Here is a 19,767-nt window from a genome sequence, read left to right on the forward strand (position 1 = left end):
CCGTCCGAAAGGTCGTGCCAGCCGTGCCAGCCGAGCCCGCCGTCTCTGTCACCGCCGTCTCTCTCACCGCCGTCCGGCGCCGCCGCCCGCTCGCCCTCGCCGCCACCGTGGCCGCGAGCGCCCTCCTCCTCGCGGCGTGCACCTCCGCAGGGACACCCCCGCCTGCCGCCGCGCCACCCGCCCCGGCGAGCGCGCCCGCCCCGGCCGAGGACCCGCTGGCCGGGATCACCGTCCCGGACGCCTACACCTCGGTCACCGTGACCCCGCTCAGCAGCGCGGTCATGCCCTTCCCCGGCTCGGACGGCCGGTACCACCTCGCCTACGACCTGGAGCTGACCAACGCCTCGGCGGTCCCGGCCACGATCACCCGCATCGACGTGGTGGACGCGGCGAACACGTCGCGCGTGGTCGCGTCCTTCTCCGGCCCGGACCTGGTGCAGCGCATGCGCGGGCTCCCGTCGGCGCCCACCACGGACGCGGGGATCCCCGCCCAGGCGTCGAAGATCGCGTTCGTCGACTTCGCACTGGACGATCAGGCCGCCGTGCCCAGGGCCGTGCTCCACCACCTGTGGGCCGACGCCGCGCCCAGCCCCGCGGTGCGCGCCCCCGCTCCCGTCGACTACCTCGTCGCCCCGCTGTCCACCTCGGCCGGCCCGCCCCGGGTGATCGGGCCGCCGGTGAAGGGTGAGCGCTGGGTGGCGCTCAACGGCTGCTGCCTGCCGGGCTTCCCGCACCGCAGCTCGCTCGCGCCGCTCAACGGGGAGCTGGTCAACGGCCAGCGCTTCGCCATCGACTGGAAGCAGCTCGATGCACAGGGCCGGTTCTACGAGGGCGACCGGACCCGCAACGAGAGCTACGTCGACTACGGCTCGGAGATCATCGCCGTCGCGGACGGCACGATCACGAGCATCCTCGACACCCTCGACGCCAACAGCCCCGGCGTGCTGCCGGCCAACGACCCCGTGCTCGGCCCGCAGATCACGGTGCAGACCGTGGACGGCAACCACATCATCCAGGACCTCGGCGGCGGCACGTACGCCTTCTACGCCCACCTGGAGAAGGGCAGCCTCCTCGTCAAGCCCGGCGACACGGTCACCCGGGGACAGGTCATCGCGAAGCTCGGCAACACCGGCAACGCCAACGCCTCGCACATGCACTTCCAGCTGATGGACGGCCCGTCGGCGCTCGGCGCGGACGGCGTGCCCTACGTCATCGACCGCTTCGCCCTGCGCGGCTACCTCGACGTGGAGCTGATCGCCGACGCCGACGACTACCTGAGCGGGCAGTTCCCCCTCGGCGGGGAGCCGCAGCCGCACACCGACCAGCTGCCGCTCGCGTGGGCGATAGTGGACTTCCCGGCGTGACCCGCCACGTCCGTCGGGTCGCCCCGGCCGCCGCCCTCGCCGCCGCCGTGCTCATCGCGGGATGTGCCCCGTCCGGGCAGGCGCCCGCGGCGAGCGCAGCGCCGGAGCCGGGCCCGCCCGCCTACGTCGAACCCGTCCTGACGCCCGTGGTCGGCTCGGTGCTGTACCCGCCGGTGCCGTTCACCGGCGAGGACGGCCGCACGCACCTCGTCCACGAGGTGATCCTCACCAACTACACGCCCGGCACGGTGAGCGTCGACAAGGTCGACGTGCTCGACCAGGACGGGAAGGTGATCCACACCCTCACGGGTGCCGACCTGGCCGCCCGGGTGCTGCCGACGAGCGGCAAGCAGTACGTCAACCAGCTCGCCGCCGGCCAGAACGCGGCGGTGTTCCTGCACGTCGCGCTGGACGGGACGGCGCCGGCGTCACTGGTGCACGAGGTGACCGTGAGCGTGGCGGGCACGCCCATGGTGGAGCGGCTCGGTGCCACACCCGTGACGCATCGGCGGCTCCCGGTGCTCGGCCCGCCGCTGAAGGGCGAGGGCTACGTCGCCGCGGACGGCTGCTGCGACGCGGTGCGCCACACCCGCGCGATCCTGCCCGTCAACGGGGGGTCCTACCTGGCCCAGCGCTACGCGATCGACTACGAGCAGGTGGATGCGGACCAGCGGATCTACGTCGGGGACCGCCTCGATCCGCGCAGCTACCACATCTTCGGCGACGAGGCCCTCGCCGTCGCGGACGCCACGGTCGTGGAGACGATGGACGGCCTGTCCGAGCAGGTGCCCGGCACCTACCCGTCGGGCATCCCGATCACTGAGGCGGACGGCAACTTCGTCGTCCTCGACATCGGCGACGGCTTCTACGTCAACTACGCCCACCTGCAGCCGGGGTCGGTGCGCGTGAAGCGGGGCGACACCGTCCGCAAGGGCGACGTGCTCGGCCTGGTCGGCAACACCGGCAACTCGGTGGCCCCGCACCTGCACCTGCACGTGATGGACGCGCCGTCGGCGATCGTGGCCCAGGGCTTGCCGTACCTCATCGACTCCTTCACGGTGACCGGGCGCTCCGCGAGCACCGCGGCGTTCGACGCCGCGGAGGCCGAGGGCATCCCGCTCGCGACGCTGCCCGGGTTCTCGCCCACCGACCACGCGAACCAGATGGTGCTCGACCAGGCCGTCGTGACGTTCGGGGGCTGAGACCTGGCCGCGGGCCGGGCCCGACCTCGCGGTGGCCGGCACCCACCCCGCGGCGCTGGCACAGACCCCGCGGCGCTGGCACCCACCCCGCGGCGCTGGCAGAGACCCCGGGGTGCTGGCACACACCTCTCGGCGCTGGCACACACCTCTCGGCGCTGGCACACATGGTGGGCGGTGTGCGCGGGCGTCGTGGGGTGTGTGCGGCCGCTCGCGCATGTGTGCGACCGCGTGGGGCGCAGTTCGGGGTGGGCGTCGCCGCGTCTGCCCGTCGCCGTGTCTGCCCGTCGTGCTCGTGCGCGCCTCCGGGTGCTGGCACACACGCTCGAGTGCCGGCACGTGCCTCCGGGTGCGTGGCACCGACGCCGCGGCGCTCGCACAGACCTCGGGGTGCTGGCACAGACCTCGGGGTGCTGGCACACATGGTGGGCGGTGTGCGCGGGCGTCGTGGGGTGTGCGGGCGCTCGCGCATGTGTGCGACCGCGTGGGGCGCAGTTCGGGGTGGGCGTCGCCGCGTCTGCCCGTCGCCGTGTCTGCCCGTCGTGCTCGCGCGTCCGGGTGCTGGCACACACGCTCGAGTGCCGGCACGTGCCTCCGGGTGCTGGCACCGACGCCGCGGCGCTGGCACAGACCTCGGGGTGCTGGCACACACGGTGGGCGGTGTGCGCGGGCGTCGTGGGGTGTGTGCGGGCGCTCGCGCATGTGTGCGACCGGGCGGGTGGGCGGTGTGTGCATGCGTCGCGGGGTGTGTTCCACGGCGCACCGGGGGTGGCTCAGCACGGCACCGGGGGTGGCTCAGCACGGCACCGGGGGTGGCACGGCACAGGGGTGGCTCAGCACGGCACCGGGGGTGGCCCGGGCCGGGCCGGGCCGACCCGGCCCGGCCGACCCGGCCCGCACCGCGAGCTCAGCCCGTCAGCGGCAGCTCCACCGTCGCGACCGTGCCGTGTGGGACGGCCGGGGCGAGCGTGAGGCGGCCCCCCGCGGCGGCCGCCCGCAACTGGTGCGACCGCAGCCCGATGTGCCCGTCGCGGAGGCTGTCGGCCAGCGCCCCGTCGGCGATCCCGCGGCCGTCGTCGGCGACCTCCAGGCGCGCGGTGGCGCCGTCGCGGGCCAGCGCGACCCGCGCGGTCCCGGCGGCGGCGTGGCGGGTGACGTTGCCGAGCAGCTCGCGGGCGGCGGAGAACAGCAGCGTGTCCTGCGACGTGCGCAGGTCAGCAGGCCAGTCCCGCAGCGCCACCTCGACGGCGACCCCCCGCGTCGACGCCGCCAGGTCACGCAGCGCCCGTGCGAGCCCCGCCTGGTGCAGGACGGCCGGGTGCAGCTCGCTCACCGTCGAGCGCAGCAGCCGCGACGACTCGGCCAGGGCGTGCTCCAGGCGTTCGACGGCGTCGGGAAGGGGGTCGGGATCGCGCAGCTCGTCGAGGTCCTGGCGGGCGGCGAGGACGTACTGCAGGGCGCCGTCGTGCAGCTGCTCGGACAGCGTCCGGCGCTCGCGCTCCTCGGTGCGCACCAGTTCGTCGAGCAGCGCCGTCCGCTCGCCGAGCAGCCCGCTGATCGCCGCGAGCCGCGAGCGCTGGATGCGGGAGAGCCCGACGCAGGCCGTCCCGACCCCGGCCAGCACTAGGGTGTGCAACGCGATCGACGCCCACGGCTCCTCGTTGGCGGACCGGGTGGCGATGCTCGCGGCGAGCGACACCAGCACCGTCGGGACGACGACGGCGGCGCAGACGCGCGGCCGCAGATCCGTCGCGGCGAGCACCGGGATCAGGAAGAAACCGTTGATCAGGACGTCCGCGGTCCAGCTCTGCTGCGCCTCCAGGCCGGTGGCGAGCGTCAGCGCGGCGAGCACGGCGAGGTCGACGAACAGTGCGAGCCACGCCATGCGTTCCGCCGCACGGCCACCGCGGTGGATCCACACCGCGATCCCCACCGCCCACAGCGCGTAGGCGCCGACGAGGGCGTAGCCAGCGGCGGCACCCCGGGTCGGCGGGACGACCGTCATCGTCAGGCCGACGAACACCACCAGCACGGCCCGCACGACAAGCTGCAGCCGCACGCCGCGCCGGGTGTGCGCACGCACGGCCTCGTCGAGCCCGGCCGGGTCGGGCCCGGCCCTTCCGGGATCGAGCGTCACGCCGTCCATCGTCGTACCCCCTGCGTCGCGGCGTCCCTATCCTGGAGCGACTGCTGGATCGCGAGCGCTGTGCCCGACGCCGGAAGGAGCTCATGATGCCCGGCTCCCGGGTGCGGGTCGTCATCGCCGACGACCACCCGTTCTTCCGGGACGGGGTGAGCCGCGGCCTGGTCCGCAGCGGCCTGGTGGAGGTCGTCGCCGAGGCGGCGGACGGCCACGAGGCGCTCGCGGCGATCCGCGCCGAGCGGCCCGCGGTGGCGCTCGTGGACTACCAGATGTCCGGTGTCGACGGCGTCGGCGTGGTGCACGCGGTGGTGCGTGACGGGTTGCCCACGCGGGTGCTGCTGCTGTCGGCGTTCACCGACAGCGCGATCGTCTACCAGGCGCTGCAGGAGGGCGCGGCGGGCTACCTGTCGAAGGAGGCCCGCCGCGGCGAGATCGTGCAGGCCGTGCTGGAGGTGGCTCGCGGCGGGACGGTGGTCCCGGCGGAGCTCGCGGCGGGCCTCGCCGGCGAGATCCGGCGGCGGGCCGAGCAGGCCGGACCCGTGCTGAGCGAGCGGGAGCGGCAGGTGCTCGCGGCGTTCGCCAGGGGTCTGTCGATCCCGCAGGTGGCGGCCGAGCTGGTCATCGGCGTCAGCACGGTGAAGACCCACACCCAGCGGCTCTACGAGAAGCTGGGTGTCGGGGACCGGGCGGCGGCGGTGGCCGAGGCGATGCGCCGGGGCCTTCTCGAATGACCGACCCGCTGTCGGCCGATCGCCCGACAGCGACGTTCCCCTGATCCGTCGGCTGATCACCCGATCCCGCGGGAAGTCCTTTTCCGGCATATTTCTCGGTGGGCGCAGAAAGCGCCGAGCAAGGCCAGGAGAACACGATTCTCCGCCACCGAGAAGGAGCAATTGACATGCCTTGGATCGCCACCGCAACGGCCGTTTCGGCGATCGTCGCCGGCGGGCTCTTCGGGCTGGCCGGGACCGCGGACGCCAGCGGGACCAACGCTGTGATCAAGCAGCCAACCTGGTCGTACACCAGCCCGTCCACCGACTCCGTCCGGGTGCAGGCGCTGCACCAGGGCGAGCGGGTCGAGGCCCTGTGCCTCACCGAGGGCCAGGAGCGCAACGGCAATTTCAACTGGTTCCGCATCAAGGGTTCGGAAAGCGACGGATACGTCCACCGCGACGCGATTTCCGCGCCGACCACGCTGCCGCACTGCTGAGCGGGACGTCATGTCGACGAATCGTGACGCCACCGTCGCCACGCGCATGCGGCGCGTTCTCGGCCGCCGTCGGACCCGCCGGGGCCGGGACGGCATCCCGAGCGGGCCAGCGCCGCGGCGGTTCGGCGACGCCTACCGCTGGCCGGACGGCACGTGGACGCAGTCCGGCTGACCCGCCCGCCCGCTGTGCCGGGGAGAACGCCGCGGAGAACGCCGGGGAGAACGCCGAGAACGCCAAGAACGCCGGGGAGAACACCGGGACAACGCCGAGGAGGTCGTCGTGAGTGCCGCACCCGCGGCCCGGGTCACCCCCAACCTCCTCGGCATCGCCACCGGCATCGCCGCGTCGGCAGGGACGTGGGCGGCCGCCCACCACCTCGGCGCGGCGCCCTCCTGGCCCGCGACCGCGCTCTACCTGCCCGCCGGCCTCGCCTGGGCGACGCTGGCCGTCGCCTGGGCCCGGCCGGTGCTGCGCCGCCGTCGCGGCCTGGCCGCCGAGCTCGGTGACCCCGGGCGCGCGCCGTACCTGTGCCTGCTGCCGATCGGAGCGACGAGCGTCGCCGCGGGGCTGGGCCTGGCGGGCCCGGCGGCCGTCTGCGCGATGCTCACCGTGCTGGTCGGCGCGCTGGTGCTCGCCCGGCCGGGCGGCCGGCCGCGGCTGCGTGACCTGCACCCCGGCCACCTCCTGCCGGCCGTCGTGGGTCCGCTGTTCGCCGCGACGACCCTCGCCCACGCCGGGTTCCCCGGCCCGGCCCGGATCGGCCTCGGTGCGGGCCTGGCCTGCTGGGTGGTGTTGGGCCCGCTGGTCGTGCTGCGGTCGACCCGTCATCCGCTGCCGCCTGCGCTGATGCCCGCGCGGGCGCTGGAGATCGCCCCGCCGGTGCTCGCCGGCAGCGCCCATCTCGCGCTCACCGGCGGGCGCATCGACGCGTTCGGGGCCGTCCTGCTCGTGGCGGTCCTCGCGGCGCTCGCACAGCAGTGCCTCCTGGCACGCCGCTACCGGCGGGCCGGGTTCGGACCGGCGAGCTGGGCGTTCGCGTTCCCCTACGCGGCGACGGCCGGCTACCTGCTGCACTGGGTGGTGCTGCTGCCCGCCTTCGCGGCAGGTGCGGCCACCGCGACGCTGCTCGCGGCCGTCACCGCGCTGCTCGGCCTGCTCGCGGTGCGCACCGCGCTCGCCCTGCGCGGGGGGACGTTCCCGGCGGCCGCGGCGCCGCAGCGTCCCCGGACGGCCCGGACCTGCGGCGGATCGGCGGTGCTCGTGGGACCGGGCCACCCGGACCCGACCGGATCGACCCGGATCGGCCCGGCGGTCGCCCCCAGTAGCCGCGATCGGGCAGGCTCGGCCCCGTGCCGGACGGTCCGGCCGGGAGGGAGGCCGGCGTGGCGGCGGTCGTGGGCCTCGTCGCGGCCTTCTGCGCGGCGGTGTCCAACAGCGCCGCAGGCCTGCTGGAGGCCGCGGGCGGGCGGCGGGCGGCCGGGGCCCGCCGCCTGCTGTCCCAGCCGCTGTACCTGGTCGGGCTCGGGGTGGACGTCCTGGGGTTCGCGCTCACCGTGCTGGCGCTGCGCTACCTACCGGTGTTCGCGGTACAGGCCGTGCTCGCCGGGTCGATCGCGATCACCGCCCTCGCCGCGCACCGCCTCTACGCCCAGCCGCTGCATCGCGCGGACCGGCTCGCGATCGCCGCCTGCGTCGGCGGGTTGACCGTCGTCGCCGCGAGTGCGGGCACCGACGCGGAGCCGACGGCGCGCGTCGGGATCATCCTGCTGGGCACGTCGCTGGTGCTGGCCGCGGTGGCCGTCCCCGCGTGGCGGGCGGCCCGGCCCGTGCCGTGCGCGGTCGTCGCCGGGCTGGGTTTCGGCGGCGTGGCGCTCGCCGTGCGTGCGCTGCACCTGAGCCCCAGCCTGGCCCAGGACCTGACGACGCTGCCGGCCGAGCCGTCCGCCTACGCGTTCGCCGTCTTCGCCGCACTCGGCGTGGCCACCTACACCCGCGCGCTCACCCGCGGCGACGTCGCCACGGTGACGGGCGTGCTCGTCGTGACCGAGGCGGTGGTGCCGGGCCTGGCGGGCGTCGTGCTGCTCGGCGACACCGTGCGCCCGGGCTGGGCGTGGCCGTGCGCGGTCGGGCTGCTGCTCGCGGTCGGCGGCGCTGCGGTGCTCAGCCGCTCCGACGCGACCCGCCCGGCTCCCGCGTCACCAGGCCACCAGCGGCCGGCTCGGGACTGAAGGGATCGCGGTCGGCGGGCTCGGGCGGCAGCGCGAACAGGTCGACGAGCCGGTCCAGGCGGGTCTCGCGGGCGGCCGGGAAGCGGGCGTGGCTGCGGGCGAGCTTCTCCGGGTCGTAGCGGCGGGCCCACCGTGAGCGGGGCCGGGCCAGGCGCAGCGCCGCCACGAACGCCACCAGGGGCACGAACATCCCGACGACGGCCAGGACGACCCTCCCCTTCAGGAGAGCTACCCCCACGAACGCGGCGTTCAGCAGGACCGAGACCGCGACCGTCGCCTCGCCGTCGGCGTCGAACTCGTCGAACGGGTTCGCCCCGATCAGCAGGAGCGCGCCGATCACCGTCGCGAGCATCACCGCGTCGACGGAGGTACGCCCCTCCGCGGACCAGTAGACGTCCTCGAGGTGCAGCCACAGCGCGAACTCGTCGAGCGTCAGCGCGGCGCCCACGCCGAAGAGGACCGCGAGCACCTCCACCCACGGCGATTCCGGACGGTAGGTGAAGGCGGCCGTCCCCGTGAGGAGCAGCAGGAAGATCCCGTAGACCTGGTGGTGCACGTGCACGCCGCCGACCGTGGTGTCCCGGAACGGCCCTCGACCGGCCCGGATGGCGCGGGTGACCAGGCGCGTCGCGAGGAACGTCACCAGGAACGCCACCAGCATGCAGGCCACCAGCACGTGCCGGTCGGCCACGCTCCACCCCACCATCGCCCACCCCCGTGTGTGCAGGCCCCGATGCTCCACCGGGGTCGCTCCGTGCGGAAGTGCTGGACGGGACGGCGCCGGTGCGGCCAGACTCCCCGCCGGGGAGAACGATCAGGAAGGGGGGCCAGATGGGCTACTACGAGGAGACCGGCCCTCCGCCGGTCGACGCGGCGCGGCTGTGGTCGGGAGGTCTCGCCACCGCCGTCATCGCCGCGTTGATCGCCTTGGTCGGCGTGCTCGTCGCCCGCACGATCGCGCAGCTGGCGCTCTACTCGCCGCGCGAGGCCGGGGCGTTCGGGGACTCCGACACGCTGCTGCTGTGCGCGGCCGCGGCCGCCGCGGCCCTCGTCGCCACCGGCCTGGCCCACCTGCTGCTGCTGTCCACCCCGCAGCCGATGTCGTACTTCGGCTGGATCGTCGGGCTGGTCACCACGGCCGCGGTGGTTGTCCCGTTCCTCGCCGACCCGTTCGGCATCGCGTTGGCGAAGAGCATCATCCACCTCGTCCTCGGTGTCGCCATCGGCAGCCTCGTCTCCGGGGCCGCGGCCAGCGCGACGCGCGGTCGCCGCCGGTCCCCGGGCCGGTTCGAGATCGACAACACCTGACGTCACCCGTGGATCTCACCAGCAGTATCGACACGCTGCTGGCCGTCGCGGTCGTCGGCGCCCTCGCGCCGCTGATCCTCGCCCTGCTGCCGGGACCGCGGATCCCGCAGGTCGTGCTCCTGCTGATCGGCGGCATGATCATCGGCCCGCAGGGGTTCCAGTTCGGCACCCCCGAGAGCATCCAGTTCCTCGCCGACGTCGGGATCGGCTTCGTGTTCCTCCTCGCGGGCTACGAGGTCGACGTCCGCCTCTTCCGCCAGCACGAGGGCCGCTCCGCCCTGCTGTCCTGGGTGATCAGCCTCGCGCTCGCGATCGGCGCGGTGGCCGCGCTGGTGTCGGTGGGCTTCGTGCGCGACTTCGTGCCCGTCGCGCTCGCGCTCACCACCACCGCGCTGGGCACGCTGCTGCCGATCCTGCGCGAGAACGACATGTTGCGCGGCGGGCTCGGCCGTCACCTGCTCGCGAGCGGTGCGGTCGGCGAGCTCCTGCCGATCCTCGGTATCGCCATCTTCCTCGGGGTCGCCAACCGGCTCGTCGCGCTCGCGTCGCTGGCCGGGGTGGTCGTGCTCGCGCTGCTGCTGTCGGCCGCCTCCCGGCTGCTGCGCAGTCGGCGGATCTCGGACCTCCTGGCGGGCCTGCAGCACGAGACCAACCAGATCACGGTGCGCCTCACGGTGCTGCTGCTCGTGCTCCTCCTCGCGACGACGAACACCTTCCACCTCGACGCCGTCCTCGGCGCGTTCGCCGCCGGGCTGGTGCTGCGGCGCTGGTCGGGGCCGGCCGCACCGGTGCTCGAGGGGAAGATGGACGCCATCGCGTACGGCTTCTTCGTCCCGATCTTCTTCGTCTACTCCGGCATGGTGCTCGACCTGCAGTCCATCGCCGAGAACCCGCTACGGGTGCTGGCCTTCTTCGGCCTGATCGTCGCGATCCGCGGGTTGCCCACGCTGCTGGTGTACCGCGGCACGCTGGACCGGCGCGAGCGCGTGGAGATGCTGCTCATCACCTCCACGACGCTGCCGCTGCTCGTCGCGCTCACCGAGATCGGCAGACGCAACGGCCTCATGCTGCCCGAGAACGCCGCCGCCCTCGTCGGGGCGGGGATGCTCACGGTGCTGCTGCTGCCCGCCGTGGCCGTCGCGGTGCACCGGCGGGGCCTGCCCGAGTCGGGGCAGCTTTTGGACCCGGCCGACCGGGTCGCCGAGGCGGATCCGGGTGGCGACGGGGCCGGGGGTCCGCCGCGCCCGCCCGGCCCCGGCTGAACCGGGGCCTGCCGGACCCGATCAGCCGCCGTCCGGGGTCGTCGTGGGATCGTCGGGCACGGTCACCGGTGGCGTCACCGGTTCCGTCGGGGTGATGGTCACCGTCGTCGTCGGCGTCGTGACCGTCGTCGTCACGGTCGTCGTCACGGTGGTGGTCGGCGGCGGGGTGGGCGGCGGGGCCACCGTGGTGTTCACCGGGCGGCTGAGCGCCGCCGTCTGGTTCGCGGCGTTCGCCGCCGTCAGCGTGACGACGTGCTCGGCTCCGTCGCACGGCACCGGGATCTTGCCGGCACCGGTCACGGGGAAGCCCGCGGCGGCCGGCAGGGGCTGCCCGTCGACCGAGAAGCTCACGGCGGTCGCGTTCTGGGTCGCCCAGGCGGCCGCCACCAGCAGCGGCTGCCCGCCCGTGCAGGTCACGTTCTCGAGGATCTGGAACGCCGAGACGTCCGGCGCCCCCGGCGGCGGCGGAGTGGGCTGCTGCGTGTTGACGTAGACGGTCCGCTTCACGCTCGCGGTGCCGTCCTTCGCGGTCAGGGTGACCGCGTGCGACTTCCCGTCGCACGGCACCGGCAGCTCCGCCGTGCCGCTCACCGGGTAGCCCGCCGCGTTCGGCAACGCCGTGCCGTTCACGGCGAAACTCACCGATGTGGCGTCCTTGGTCGTCCACGCGGCCGGGACGGACGCCGTGCCGCCCGGGCAGTCGAACTCCGCGATCATGTGGAACGAGGTGATGACGGGATCCGGGGTCGCGTTCCCCGCAGGTGCGGCGGCCGGCGTCGGGGTGGGCGAGGGGTGCGCCAGCGCCCAGGTGATCATCACTGCGATCAGCACGATCGCCGCCATGACGGCGGCGAGCACGATCCGTCCGTTGCGGGTCACCGGCGGCCCCTCTCGATCGACATCACCGAAGTCGGCGCAGGCGCAGATCCGCTACGTCCCCGGACAAAGTTCCGCCGGACAGACTAGTGTCAGTAGCCCGGATCGCGCAGCGCGACCAGGACGCGTCGCAGCGCCGCGAGCCGTGCGGGCCGCAGCTCCCCCCGCTCGACGAGGCCGTCCAGGGCGCACTCGGGATCCGCGGGAGGGCCGAGGTGGCCGCAGCCGCGCGGGCAGTCCTCGATCGCGGCGGAGAGGTCGCCGAACGCCGCGATCACGTCGTCGGGGGTGACGTGCGCGAGCCCGAAGGAGCGCACGCCGGGCGTGTCGACGATCCAGCCGTGCTCCGGCCCGGGCAGCGGCAGCGCGATCGCCGCGGTGGTGGTGTGCCGCCCCTTGCCGATCGCGGACACTGCGCCGACCGCGCGGTCCGCTTCGGGCAGCAGCGCGTTCACGAGCGTGGACTTGCCGACCCCGGAGTGCCCGATCAGCGCCGAGACCTTCCCGGCGAGCCGCGCCGCGAGCACGTCGCCGCCCACGATCGCGCCCTGGCCGAAGCGCGTGACCACCACGGGCAGGTCCAGGTCGGCGTACTGCGCCGCGAACGGTGCCGGATCGGCCAGGTCGGCCTTCGTGAGGCACAGCAGCGGGCTGAGCCCGCCGGCGTAGGCGGCGACGAGGCAGCGGTCGACGAAACCGGTGCGCGGCGCCGGGTCCGCGAGCGCCGTGACGATCACGAGCTGCTCGGCGTTCGCCACGACGATCCGCTCGAAGGGGTCGGTGTCGTCGGCGGTCCGGCGCAGGACGCTGGAGCGCTCCTCCACCCGCACGATCCGGGCGAGCGTGTCGGGGGCGCCGGAGAGGTCGCCCACCAGCCCCACCCGGTCCCCGACGACGATGGGTGTGCGGCCCAGCTCACGGGCCCGCATCGCCGTCACCGGCGCGCGGTCCGGGTCGCCGTCCGGAGCGCACGTCCAGCGCCCGCGGTCCACGACCGTCACCATCGCGGGCTGCGCGTCGGCATGGTCGGGGCGGCGCTTGCTGCGCGGGCGGCTGCCCCGGCGGCCGGGCCGCACCCGGACGTCGGACTCGTCGTACTCGCGGGCCCTCACGTGCCGAGGAGTTCCGCCCAGCGACCGGGGAAGTCCGGGATCGTCTTCGACGTGCACGCGACGTCGTCCACGACGACGCCGGGCACCACCAGCCCGACCAGCGCTCCCGCGGTGGCCATCCGGTGGTCGGCATAGGCCTGCCACGGGCCGCCGTGCAGCGGCGCGGGCCGGATCTCCAGCCCGTCCTCCGTCTCGGTGACGTCGCCGCCCAGGCCGGTGAGCTCGGTCGCGAGCGCGGCGATCCGGTCCGTCTCGTGGCCGCGGATGTGCGCCACCCCGCGGATCCGCGACGGCGTGGCGGCGCACGCGGCGAGCGCCGCCACCGTCGGCGTCAGCTCGCTGGCGTCGCGCAGGTCCACGTCCACGCCACGCAGCCCGCCGGTGCCCCGCACCGTCATGCCCGCGGGGCCGGGGGAGACCTCCGCGCCGGCCTGCGCGAGGACGTCCAGGAACTCCGTGCCCGGCTGGACGGAGCCCGCAGGCCAGCCCGCGACCGTCACCTCGCCGCCGGTGAGCGCGGCCGCGGCGAGGAACACCGAGGCGTTGGACAGGTCCGGCTCCACCGCCCACGTCCGCGGTGCGACGGGCCCGGGCAGCACCCGCCAGGTGTTCGGCTCCGCGTCGTCCACCGTGACGCCGGCTTCCCGCAGCATCGCGACCGTCATCGCGATGTGCGGCAGCGACGGCACCGGCGTGCCGGTGGAGGCACGGTGGCGCACCGTGACGCCCTTGTCGTAGCGGGCCCCCGAGAGCAGCAGGCCCGACACGAACTGCGACGACGCCGAGGCATCGATCACCACCTCGCCGCCGGGCAGCGTCCCGCACCCGCGCAGCGTGAACGGCAGCGCGTCCCCGTCGACGCGGGCGCCGAGCGAGCGCAGCGCGTCCAGCACCGTGCGCATCGGGCGCTCCCGGGCGCGGGCGTCGCCGTCGAAGAGGACGGGGCCGTCCGCGAGCGCCGCCGCGGGCGGGACGAACCGCATCACGGTGCCGGCCAGGCCGCAGTCCACGGTGCCGCCGCCGGCGAACCCGGCGTGCACGGCGACCGCCACGTCCTCACCGTCGACACCGCCGACACCGCCGACACCGCCGACACCGCCGACACCGCCGACACCGCCGACGTCCACGGGCACGCCGAGCGCCCGCAGCGCGCCGACCATCAAGGCTGTGTCACGGGTCGCGGGCGCACCCGACACCCGCGCTGGGCCGCCGGACAGCGCCGCGAGGAGCAGCGCGCGGTTCGTCACCGACTTCGACCCGGGCACCGACACGGTGCCGCGGACGGGGGCCGCGGCGTGCGGGGCGGGCCAGGGGCGCTCCATCGGCTGAGGGCTCACGCCGCCCATGATTCCCCACCCGGCGGCGGGTGACGTCCCGGCCACGCGGGCGGTGGAAGGATGGGGGCATGTGCGGTCGCTATGCCTCGATCAAGGCCCCCGCCGACCTCGCCGACGAGTTCCGGGCCGTGGACGCCACCGCAGGCGGGGCGACGCAGGACTACAACGTCGCGCCGACCAAGCAGGTCGTCGCGGTCGTCGAGCGCCACCCTCGGGACGAGGACGGTACCCCTGACCCGGACCACACCGAGCGGACCCTGCGCATGATGCGCTGGGGTCTCGTCCCCTCCTGGGCGAAGGACGCCAAGGGCGGCGCCCGGATGATCAACGCGCGGGTCGAGAGCGCGCGGGAGAAGCCCGCGTTCCGCCGGGCGATGGCGTCGCGGCGCTGCCTGATCCCGGCCGCGGGCTGGTACGAGTGGCAGCGCGGGCCCGAACACAAGCAGCCGTACTACACCAGCTACGCCGACGGGGCGTCGCTCGCGATGGCGGGCCTGTGGGAGTACTGGAAGCGCGACGAGGACCCGGAGTTCCCGGACGGGCTGGTCACCTGCGCGGTGCTCACCACCGACGCCGTCGGCGCGCTCGCCCAGGTGCACGACCGGATGCCGCTCGTCCTGCCGCCCGACGCGTGGGACGCCTGGCTGGACCCGGACCGCCCCGCCACGGACGACGCGGTGGCCGCGCTGCTCGCCCCGCCGTCGCCGGAGCTGGTGGCCCACTTCGAGCTGCGGGCGGTGTCCTCCGCGGTGAACAGCGTCCGCAACAACGGGCCCGAGCTGCTGGAACCGCTCGCGGAGGCCGACGTCGCCGAGCCGCTGCAGCTGGACCTGCTCGCCGGGCCGAACCCGTCGTGACGGGCCGTGGCGTCGCGGGCGCACGGGGTGGCGGGGCCGCGGTGGCCGGCGCGGTGGTGTCGACGGTGTCGACGGTGTCGACCGTGTCGACCGCCGCTGCAGGCCCGGCCCCCGCCGCCGGTCCCGCCGCCGATCCCACCGCGGCCGACACCGACCCGGTGGTGCGCGAGGTCGCCACCCCGCACGGTCCCGCCCGCATCACCGTCCGGCGTCCGCAGCCCGGGGCGGGCGGCCACAGCCGCGTCCGGGCCGCGCTGCTGCTGGGCCACGGCGCGGGTGGCGGCCTCGCCGCGCCGGACCTCGTCGCCGCGACGGAGGAGGCCCTCGCCGCGGGCCTGCTCGTCGTCGGGGTCGAGCAGCCCTACCGCGTGGCGGGGCGGCGCAACGTCGCCCCGACCGACCAGCTCGACGCCGCGTGGCTCGCGGTCGTGGCCGACGTCCGCGCGTCGCTCCACGACGGCCCGCTGGTGTTCGGTGGCCGGAGCTCAGGGGCGCGCGTCGCGTGCCGGACCGCCGGCCCCGGGGGTGCGGTGGCCGTCCTCTGCCTGGCGTTCCCGCTGCACCCGCCCGGCCGTCCCGAGCGGACGCGATTGCCCGAACTGGCCGCACCCGAGGTCCCGGTCCTGGTCGTGCAGGGCGCCCGGGACGCCTTCGGGGTTCCCGAGGCCGCCCCCGGCCGCGAGCTGGTGCTGCTGCGTGGCGACCACTCGCTGAAGGCGGACCGCCCGCTGCTGCGCGCCACCGTCGCGCAGTGGCTCGCCCGCGTCGTCCCCGCAGGCTGATCCACCCGCCGACCCCCGCGAGTTGCGCATCCTGCGGCCGCGAGTTGCGGGTCCCGCGGCCGCGAGTTGCGGGTTTCGCCGTGCCGAGTGTGCGTTCAGGCCGGTCGTGCGCTGCCGGGGTGCACGGCCGTCGTGGCCGGTCGCCGTGGCCGGCCACGAGGCCGGCAGGCCCACCTGCCGCGGCAGCCGACCCTCAGGTGCCCGCCGCGATCGGTGCCACCGTCGCGGCCGTGAGCCGCACCAGCTCCGCGGGCGCGAGCTCCACCTCGAGCCCGCGCCGTCCCGCCGAGCAGAACACGGTGTCGAACCCGGTCGCGGAGGCGTCCACCACCACCGGCAGCCGCTTGCGCTGCCCCAGCGGCGAGATGCCGCCCGCCACGTAGCCCGTCGCCCGCTCGGCGGCGGCGACCTCGGCCATCCGCGCCCGCTTGCCCCCGACGGCGGCGGCGATCGCCTTGAGATCCAGCGTCGCCGACACCGGGACCACGCCGACGGTGAGCTTCCCGTCGACCTCCGTGACCAGCGTCTTGAACACCCGCGCCGGGTCCAGCCCGAGCAGCTCCGCGGCCTCCGGCCCGTAGGCCTGGCCCGCGCCGTGGGTGTAGGAATGGATCCGGTGGGCGACCTTCTGCCGCGCGAGCAGTGCCGTCGCGGGGGTGCCCTGTCCTGCCACGCACGTCACCCTAGGTGAGGGAATCGGGGCTCCCGCGCCGGTGTTGGTCCAAACGTGACACAGGCACTCATGGAGCGTCCGGCGCGCCGCCCGGGCGGGCGGCGCGTACGCTCGAACGGTCCCGCCATCGCGGCCGTCCCCGACGGCCCGTCCCGTCCCGAGAGGAGCGCGGTGCCCGGCACCTCGGTGACCACCGGCACGAGGGCTCCCCTGGAGGAGTCCGTGTCCCACCCCGTGTCAGACCCCGTGTCCGGCTCCGCCCTCGACGGCGAGGCCACGAACGAGGGGGCAGGCTCCGAGACGGCGGCCGTGGCCGACACCGGCGTACCCGAGAGCGAGACGCCGGCCGAGCGGGCCGCGCGGTTCGAGCGCGACGCGATGCCGCTGATCGACCAGCTCTACGGCGCCGCGCTGCGGATGACCCGCAACCCGGCCGACGCCGAGGACCTCGTCCAGGAGACCTTCCTCAAGGCCTACGCTGCGTTCGCGACGTTCCGCGCCGGCACCAACCTCAAGGCGTGGCTGTACCGGATCCTCACCAACACCTACATCAACGGCTACCGCCGCCGTCAGCGCCAGCCCCTGCAGCAGCCGACCGAGGAGATCACGGACTGGCAGATCGCCCAGGCCGGCGAGCACACGTCGCAGGGACTGCCCTCGGCCGAGCTGGAGGCGCTGGACCGGCTGCCGGACGACGACGTCAAGGCGGCGCTGCAGCAGCTGCCGGACGACTTCCGCATGGCGGTGTATCTCGCCGACGTCGAGGGCTTCGCCTACAAGGAGATCGCCGAGATCATGGGAACCCCGATCGGTACCGTGATGTCGCGGCTGCACCGCGGCCGCCGCCAGCTGCGCGAGCTGCTCACCGACACCGCCCGGGAGCGCGGGTTCCTGCGGGGTGCCGAGGCTCGCTCCGCCGTCGCTCCGCGTGGTGAGCAGGAGGTGTCGTCGTGAGCTGCGGAGACCCCCACGAGACGGACTGCTCCGAGGTGCTCGCCCAGGTGTGGCTGTTCCTGGATCACGAGTGCGACCAGGAGCGGCGCGCGTTGCTCGCCAGGCATCTCGACGAGTGCAGTCCGTGCCTGGCCCAGTACGGGATCGACGAGGCGGTGAAGCGGCTGCTCGCCAGCCGCTGCGGCGGGGAGCTCGCGCCTGCGGAGTTCAAGGAGCGGCTGCGCCGCCAGATCCGCGTGGCGGTGATGCAGCAGGCGCAGGTGACGGTGGAGTCGGGCCCGGAGGGCACCACCGTCGAGGTGCGCACGACGGAGGTGCGGGCGACCCGGGTGGAGCGTCGCTCCTGACCTCCGGGCCCGTGGCGGCTGCTCAGGTGTTGGGCCGCTTGCCGTGGTTGGCGCCGTTCTTCCTCCTGGCACGCTTCTTGCGTCCGCGCTTGGACATCACTGACCTCCTCGTTGCATCGCAGGTTGGCGTCGAGTGTCGCACCCGCCTCGAAGCGGTCCGCGCGGCGGTCGGGACGTGGGAGTATCGGAGTCGATGACGACCCTGAGCGATCTCCTCGCGGCCCACACCCGCCTTCCGGCAGGCGCTGTGCAGCACCTGCAGCGGGTGGTGGCGGAGTGGCAGCTGCTCGCCGACATGTCGTTCGCGGACTTCCTGCTGTGGGTGCCGGTGTCCGCCGACGCGGCCCGCCCGGAGGAGTTCCTGTGTGTGGCACAGGTGCGCCCGACGACGGCGCCGACGGCCTACCACGAGGACCGGGTCGGCAAGCGCGTCAGTAGCGAGGAGCACCCGCAGCTGCGCCGGGCGGTCATCGAGAGCCGGATTTTCCGGATCGAGGAGCCGCGCTGGCACGGCGGGGTGCCGGTGCGCCGCGAGACCGTCCCCGTGCGCTGGGACGGACACGTGGTGGCGGTGCTGTCGCGGGACACGAACCTGGGGATGCCACGCATGCCCAGCCCACTGGAGATCGCCTACCTCGGCAGCGCGGCGGACCTGTGCCAGATGATCGCGGACGGCACGTTCCCGCCGCCCGCGGAGGCCGCCGTCGTGGACACGAGCCCGCGCGCCGGTGACGGCCTGATCCGGTTGGACGCGGGCGGCAACGTCTCCTACGCGAGCCCGAACGCGTCCTCGGCCTTCCACCGCCTCGGGCACGCCAGCGACCTCGTGGGCGCATCGCTCGCGGCGGCCACGCGAGCGCTGCTCACCGATCCCTTCGACGCGGCCGAGGTGGGCGCGCTGATCGGAGCGGCGCTCGCCGGTCGCGCGTCACCCCGCACCGAGATCCGGGCGCGCGGTGCCGTGATGCTGGTACGGGCGCTGCCGATGCGCCCACGCGGGGACGCGGCCGGCGCGCTGGTGCTGGTGCGCGACGTCACGGACCTGCGGCGCCGGGACCAGGCGCTGCTCAGCAAGGACGCCACGATCCGCGAGATCCATCACCGCGTGAAGAACAGCCTGCAGACCGTGGCGGCGCTGCTGCGGCTGCAGGCGCGTCGCACGACGATCCCGGAAGCCCGTCGGGTGCTCGCCGAATGCGTGCGCCGGGTCAACTCGATCGCGCTGGTGCACGAGAGCCTGTCCGTGTCGCTGGCGGACCGGGTGGACGTCGACGAGCTGGTGGACAAGGTCCTCCCGGCGATCGGGGACGGTGCCACCGCGGACGCCCGTTCCAAGGTGCGCCGGGACGGCAGCTTCGGCACGCTCCCGGCCCAGCTCGCCACGCCGCTGGTGCTGGTGCTCACCGAGCTGGTGCACAACGCGCTGGCCCATGCGTTCGAGCCGGGACGTTCCGGCGAGGTGGTGGTGACGGCGGTGCGTTCGGGCGAGGGCCTGGACGTCACGGTCGCCGACGACGGCCGCGGCCTGCCGCCGGGCTTCTCTCTGGAGAAAGCCGACGGCCTGGGGTTGCAGATCGTCCAGACGCTGTGCAGCTCCGAACTCGACTCGCATCTGCGGATCTCGGACCGGCCCGAGGGCGGTACGCTCGCCGCGCTGCGCCTACCCGTCGTCTCCAGCTGAGCGACGGGCGGCCGGGTCGGCCTGTGCCATGTGTGCGGGTCCGATCCGTGCGGACCGGACCCGCGAGGGGAGTCGTCGGGCGTGGGGCCGCCCGAGCTGTGTCGAATGTCTCAGGCGGAGTGTGCCCGCGCGCGGGTGTTGCGCCGCTTGAGCGCGCGGCGCTCGTCCTCGCTCATGCCACCCCACACACCCGCGTCCTGGCCGCTCTCCAGCGCCCACGTCAGGCACTCGGTGACCACGGGGCAGCGGCGGCACACCGTCTTGGCTTCGGCGATCTGCAGCAGGGCCGGGCCGCTCGTCCCCACCGGGAAGAACAGCTCGGGGTCCTCGTCGCGGCAGATTGCGCGGTGACGCCAGTCCATGGTTGCTCTGCTCCTCGTGCGTGCGCGATCGGGGTCGCGCCGATCGGTCATCTCACTCTATACGCGCTTGT

General features: G+C 74.8%; 21 protein-coding genes. 13 read left to right on the forward strand and 8 right to left on the reverse strand.

The genetic code is table 11. The features are described 5' to 3' along the window. Window positions 1-23: 23 nt before the first annotated feature. Together AB7J25_RS11750 and AB7J25_RS11755 are read left to right on the forward strand one after the other, a co-directional pair. Window positions 24-1,364 (forward strand): M23 family metallopeptidase, encoded by a 1,341-nt coding sequence (locus AB7J25_RS11750; protein WP_428508089.1) that lies wholly within the window; start codon window positions 24-26, stop codon window positions 1,362-1,364. Then, window positions 1,361-2,566: a M23 family metallopeptidase gene (locus AB7J25_RS11755; RefSeq protein ID WP_428508091.1), complete on the forward strand. Its 1,206-nt coding sequence runs from the start codon at window positions 1,361-1,363 to the stop codon at window positions 2,564-2,566. The genes AB7J25_RS11750 and AB7J25_RS11755 overlap by 4 nt, the downstream gene beginning before the upstream one ends. Window positions 2,567-3,470: 904 nt before the next feature. On the opposite strand, the gene AB7J25_RS11760 is transcribed toward AB7J25_RS11755, so the two are convergent. Beyond that, window positions 3,471-4,700: a sensor histidine kinase gene (locus tag AB7J25_RS11760; protein ID WP_428508093.1), complete on the reverse strand. Its 1,230-nt coding sequence runs from the start codon at window positions 4,698-4,700 to the stop codon at window positions 3,471-3,473. Between the two features lie 92 nt (window positions 4,701-4,792). Between AB7J25_RS11760 and AB7J25_RS11765 the strand changes: the two genes are divergently transcribed. The 4 genes from AB7J25_RS11765 (at window position 4,793) to AB7J25_RS11780 (ending at window position 8,145) form a co-directional block, all read left to right on the forward strand. Continuing rightward, complete coding sequence (locus tag AB7J25_RS11765; protein WP_428508095.1) at window positions 4,793-5,437, forward strand: response regulator; 645 nt, start codon at window positions 4,793-4,795, stop codon at window positions 5,435-5,437. Between the two features lie 167 nt (window positions 5,438-5,604). Beyond that, window positions 5,605-5,916, forward strand: coding sequence for a hypothetical protein (locus AB7J25_RS11770; RefSeq protein WP_428508097.1), 312 nt, complete (start codon window positions 5,605-5,607; stop codon window positions 5,914-5,916). 280 nt (window positions 5,917-6,196) lie between these two features. Beyond that, window positions 6,197-7,621: a hypothetical protein gene (locus tag AB7J25_RS11775; protein WP_428508099.1), complete on the forward strand. Its 1,425-nt coding sequence runs from the start codon at window positions 6,197-6,199 to the stop codon at window positions 7,619-7,621. After that, on the forward strand, window positions 7,513-8,145 hold the full coding sequence (locus tag AB7J25_RS11780; protein WP_428508101.1) for a hypothetical protein: 633 nt from the start codon (window positions 7,513-7,515) through the stop codon (window positions 8,143-8,145). The genes AB7J25_RS11775 and AB7J25_RS11780 overlap by 109 nt, the downstream gene beginning before the upstream one ends. On the opposite strand, the gene AB7J25_RS11785 is transcribed toward AB7J25_RS11780, so the two are convergent. After that, a complete protein-coding gene (locus AB7J25_RS11785) occupies window positions 8,078-8,836 on the reverse strand; it encodes a hypothetical protein (RefSeq protein WP_428508103.1) in 759 nt (252 codons plus the stop codon). The genes AB7J25_RS11780 and AB7J25_RS11785 overlap by 68 nt on opposite strands. 140 nt (window positions 8,837-8,976) lie before the next feature. On the opposite strand from AB7J25_RS11785, the gene AB7J25_RS11790 reads away from it, so the two are divergent. Then, a complete protein-coding gene (locus tag AB7J25_RS11790) occupies window positions 8,977-9,453 on the forward strand; it encodes a DUF6069 family protein (RefSeq protein ID WP_428508105.1) in 477 nt (158 codons plus the stop codon). Window positions 9,454-9,461: 8 nt separating this feature from the next. Then, window positions 9,462-10,715: a cation:proton antiporter gene (locus AB7J25_RS11795; RefSeq protein WP_428508107.1), complete on the forward strand. Its 1,254-nt coding sequence runs from the start codon at window positions 9,462-9,464 to the stop codon at window positions 10,713-10,715. Between the two features lie 21 nt (window positions 10,716-10,736). Here the strand turns inward: AB7J25_RS11795 and AB7J25_RS11800 are convergent, their stop codons facing one another. The 3 genes from AB7J25_RS11800 to aroA form a co-directional block, all read right to left on the reverse strand. Next, a complete protein-coding gene (locus AB7J25_RS11800) occupies window positions 10,737-11,594 on the reverse strand; it encodes a hypothetical protein (protein ID WP_428508109.1) in 858 nt (285 codons plus the stop codon). 89 nt (window positions 11,595-11,683) lie between these two features. Further along, window positions 11,684-12,703: a ribosome small subunit-dependent GTPase A gene (gene rsgA / locus AB7J25_RS11805; protein ID WP_428508111.1), complete on the reverse strand. Its 1,020-nt coding sequence runs from the start codon at window positions 12,701-12,703 to the stop codon at window positions 11,684-11,686. Next, window positions 12,700-14,025: a 3-phosphoshikimate 1-carboxyvinyltransferase gene (gene aroA / locus AB7J25_RS11810; RefSeq protein ID WP_428508125.1), complete on the reverse strand. Its 1,326-nt coding sequence runs from the start codon at window positions 14,023-14,025 to the stop codon at window positions 12,700-12,702. The genes rsgA and aroA overlap by 4 nt, the downstream gene beginning before the upstream one ends. Before the next feature lie 83 nt (window positions 14,026-14,108). Here aroA and AB7J25_RS11815 point away from each other — a divergent pair, with 83 nt between their 5' ends. Together AB7J25_RS11815 and AB7J25_RS11820 are read left to right on the forward strand one after the other, a co-directional pair. Next, window positions 14,109-14,897, forward strand: coding sequence for an SOS response-associated peptidase (locus AB7J25_RS11815; protein WP_428508113.1), 789 nt, complete (start codon window positions 14,109-14,111; stop codon window positions 14,895-14,897). A gap of 158 nt (window positions 14,898-15,055) precedes the next feature. Further along, window positions 15,056-15,679, forward strand: a complete 624-nt coding sequence (locus AB7J25_RS11820; protein ID WP_428508127.1) for an alpha/beta family hydrolase — start codon at window positions 15,056-15,058, stop codon at window positions 15,677-15,679. A 193-nt stretch (window positions 15,680-15,872) separates the two neighbouring features. Here AB7J25_RS11820 and ybaK read toward each other — a convergent pair whose 3' ends face one another. Beyond that, window positions 15,873-16,352, reverse strand: a complete 480-nt coding sequence (ybaK, locus tag AB7J25_RS11825; RefSeq protein WP_428508115.1) for a Cys-tRNA(Pro) deacylase — start codon at window positions 16,350-16,352, stop codon at window positions 15,873-15,875. Between the two features lie 309 nt (window positions 16,353-16,661). Here ybaK and AB7J25_RS11830 point away from each other — a divergent pair, with 309 nt between their 5' ends. Next, window positions 16,662-17,306, forward strand: coding sequence for a sigma-70 family RNA polymerase sigma factor (locus tag AB7J25_RS11830; RefSeq protein WP_428508129.1), 645 nt, complete (start codon window positions 16,662-16,664; stop codon window positions 17,304-17,306). Then, on the forward strand, window positions 17,303-17,653 hold the full coding sequence (gene rsrA, locus AB7J25_RS11835; protein WP_428508117.1) for a mycothiol system anti-sigma-R factor: 351 nt from the start codon (window positions 17,303-17,305) through the stop codon (window positions 17,651-17,653). The genes AB7J25_RS11830 and rsrA overlap by 4 nt, the downstream gene beginning before the upstream one ends. 22 nt (window positions 17,654-17,675) lie before the next feature. Here the strand turns inward: rsrA and AB7J25_RS11840 are convergent, their stop codons facing one another. After that, complete coding sequence (locus AB7J25_RS11840; RefSeq protein WP_428508131.1) at window positions 17,676-17,750, reverse strand: 50S ribosomal protein bL37; 75 nt, start codon at window positions 17,748-17,750, stop codon at window positions 17,676-17,678. A gap of 96 nt (window positions 17,751-17,846) precedes the next feature. Here AB7J25_RS11840 and AB7J25_RS11845 point away from each other — a divergent pair, with 96 nt between their 5' ends. Continuing rightward, window positions 17,847-19,334, forward strand: a complete 1,488-nt coding sequence (locus tag AB7J25_RS11845) for a sensor histidine kinase (RefSeq protein ID WP_428508119.1) — start codon at window positions 17,847-17,849, stop codon at window positions 19,332-19,334. 110 nt (window positions 19,335-19,444) lie between these two features. Here AB7J25_RS11845 and AB7J25_RS11850 read toward each other — a convergent pair whose 3' ends face one another. Further along, a complete protein-coding gene (locus AB7J25_RS11850; RefSeq protein ID WP_428508121.1) occupies window positions 19,445-19,696 on the reverse strand; it encodes a WhiB family transcriptional regulator in 252 nt (83 codons plus the stop codon). Window positions 19,697-19,767 lie beyond the last annotated feature (71 nt).

Origin of the sequence: Pseudonocardia sp., assembly GCF_050246655.1 — a bacterium.
Lineage (GTDB): Bacteria > Actinomycetota > Actinomycetes > Mycobacteriales > Pseudonocardiaceae > Pseudonocardia.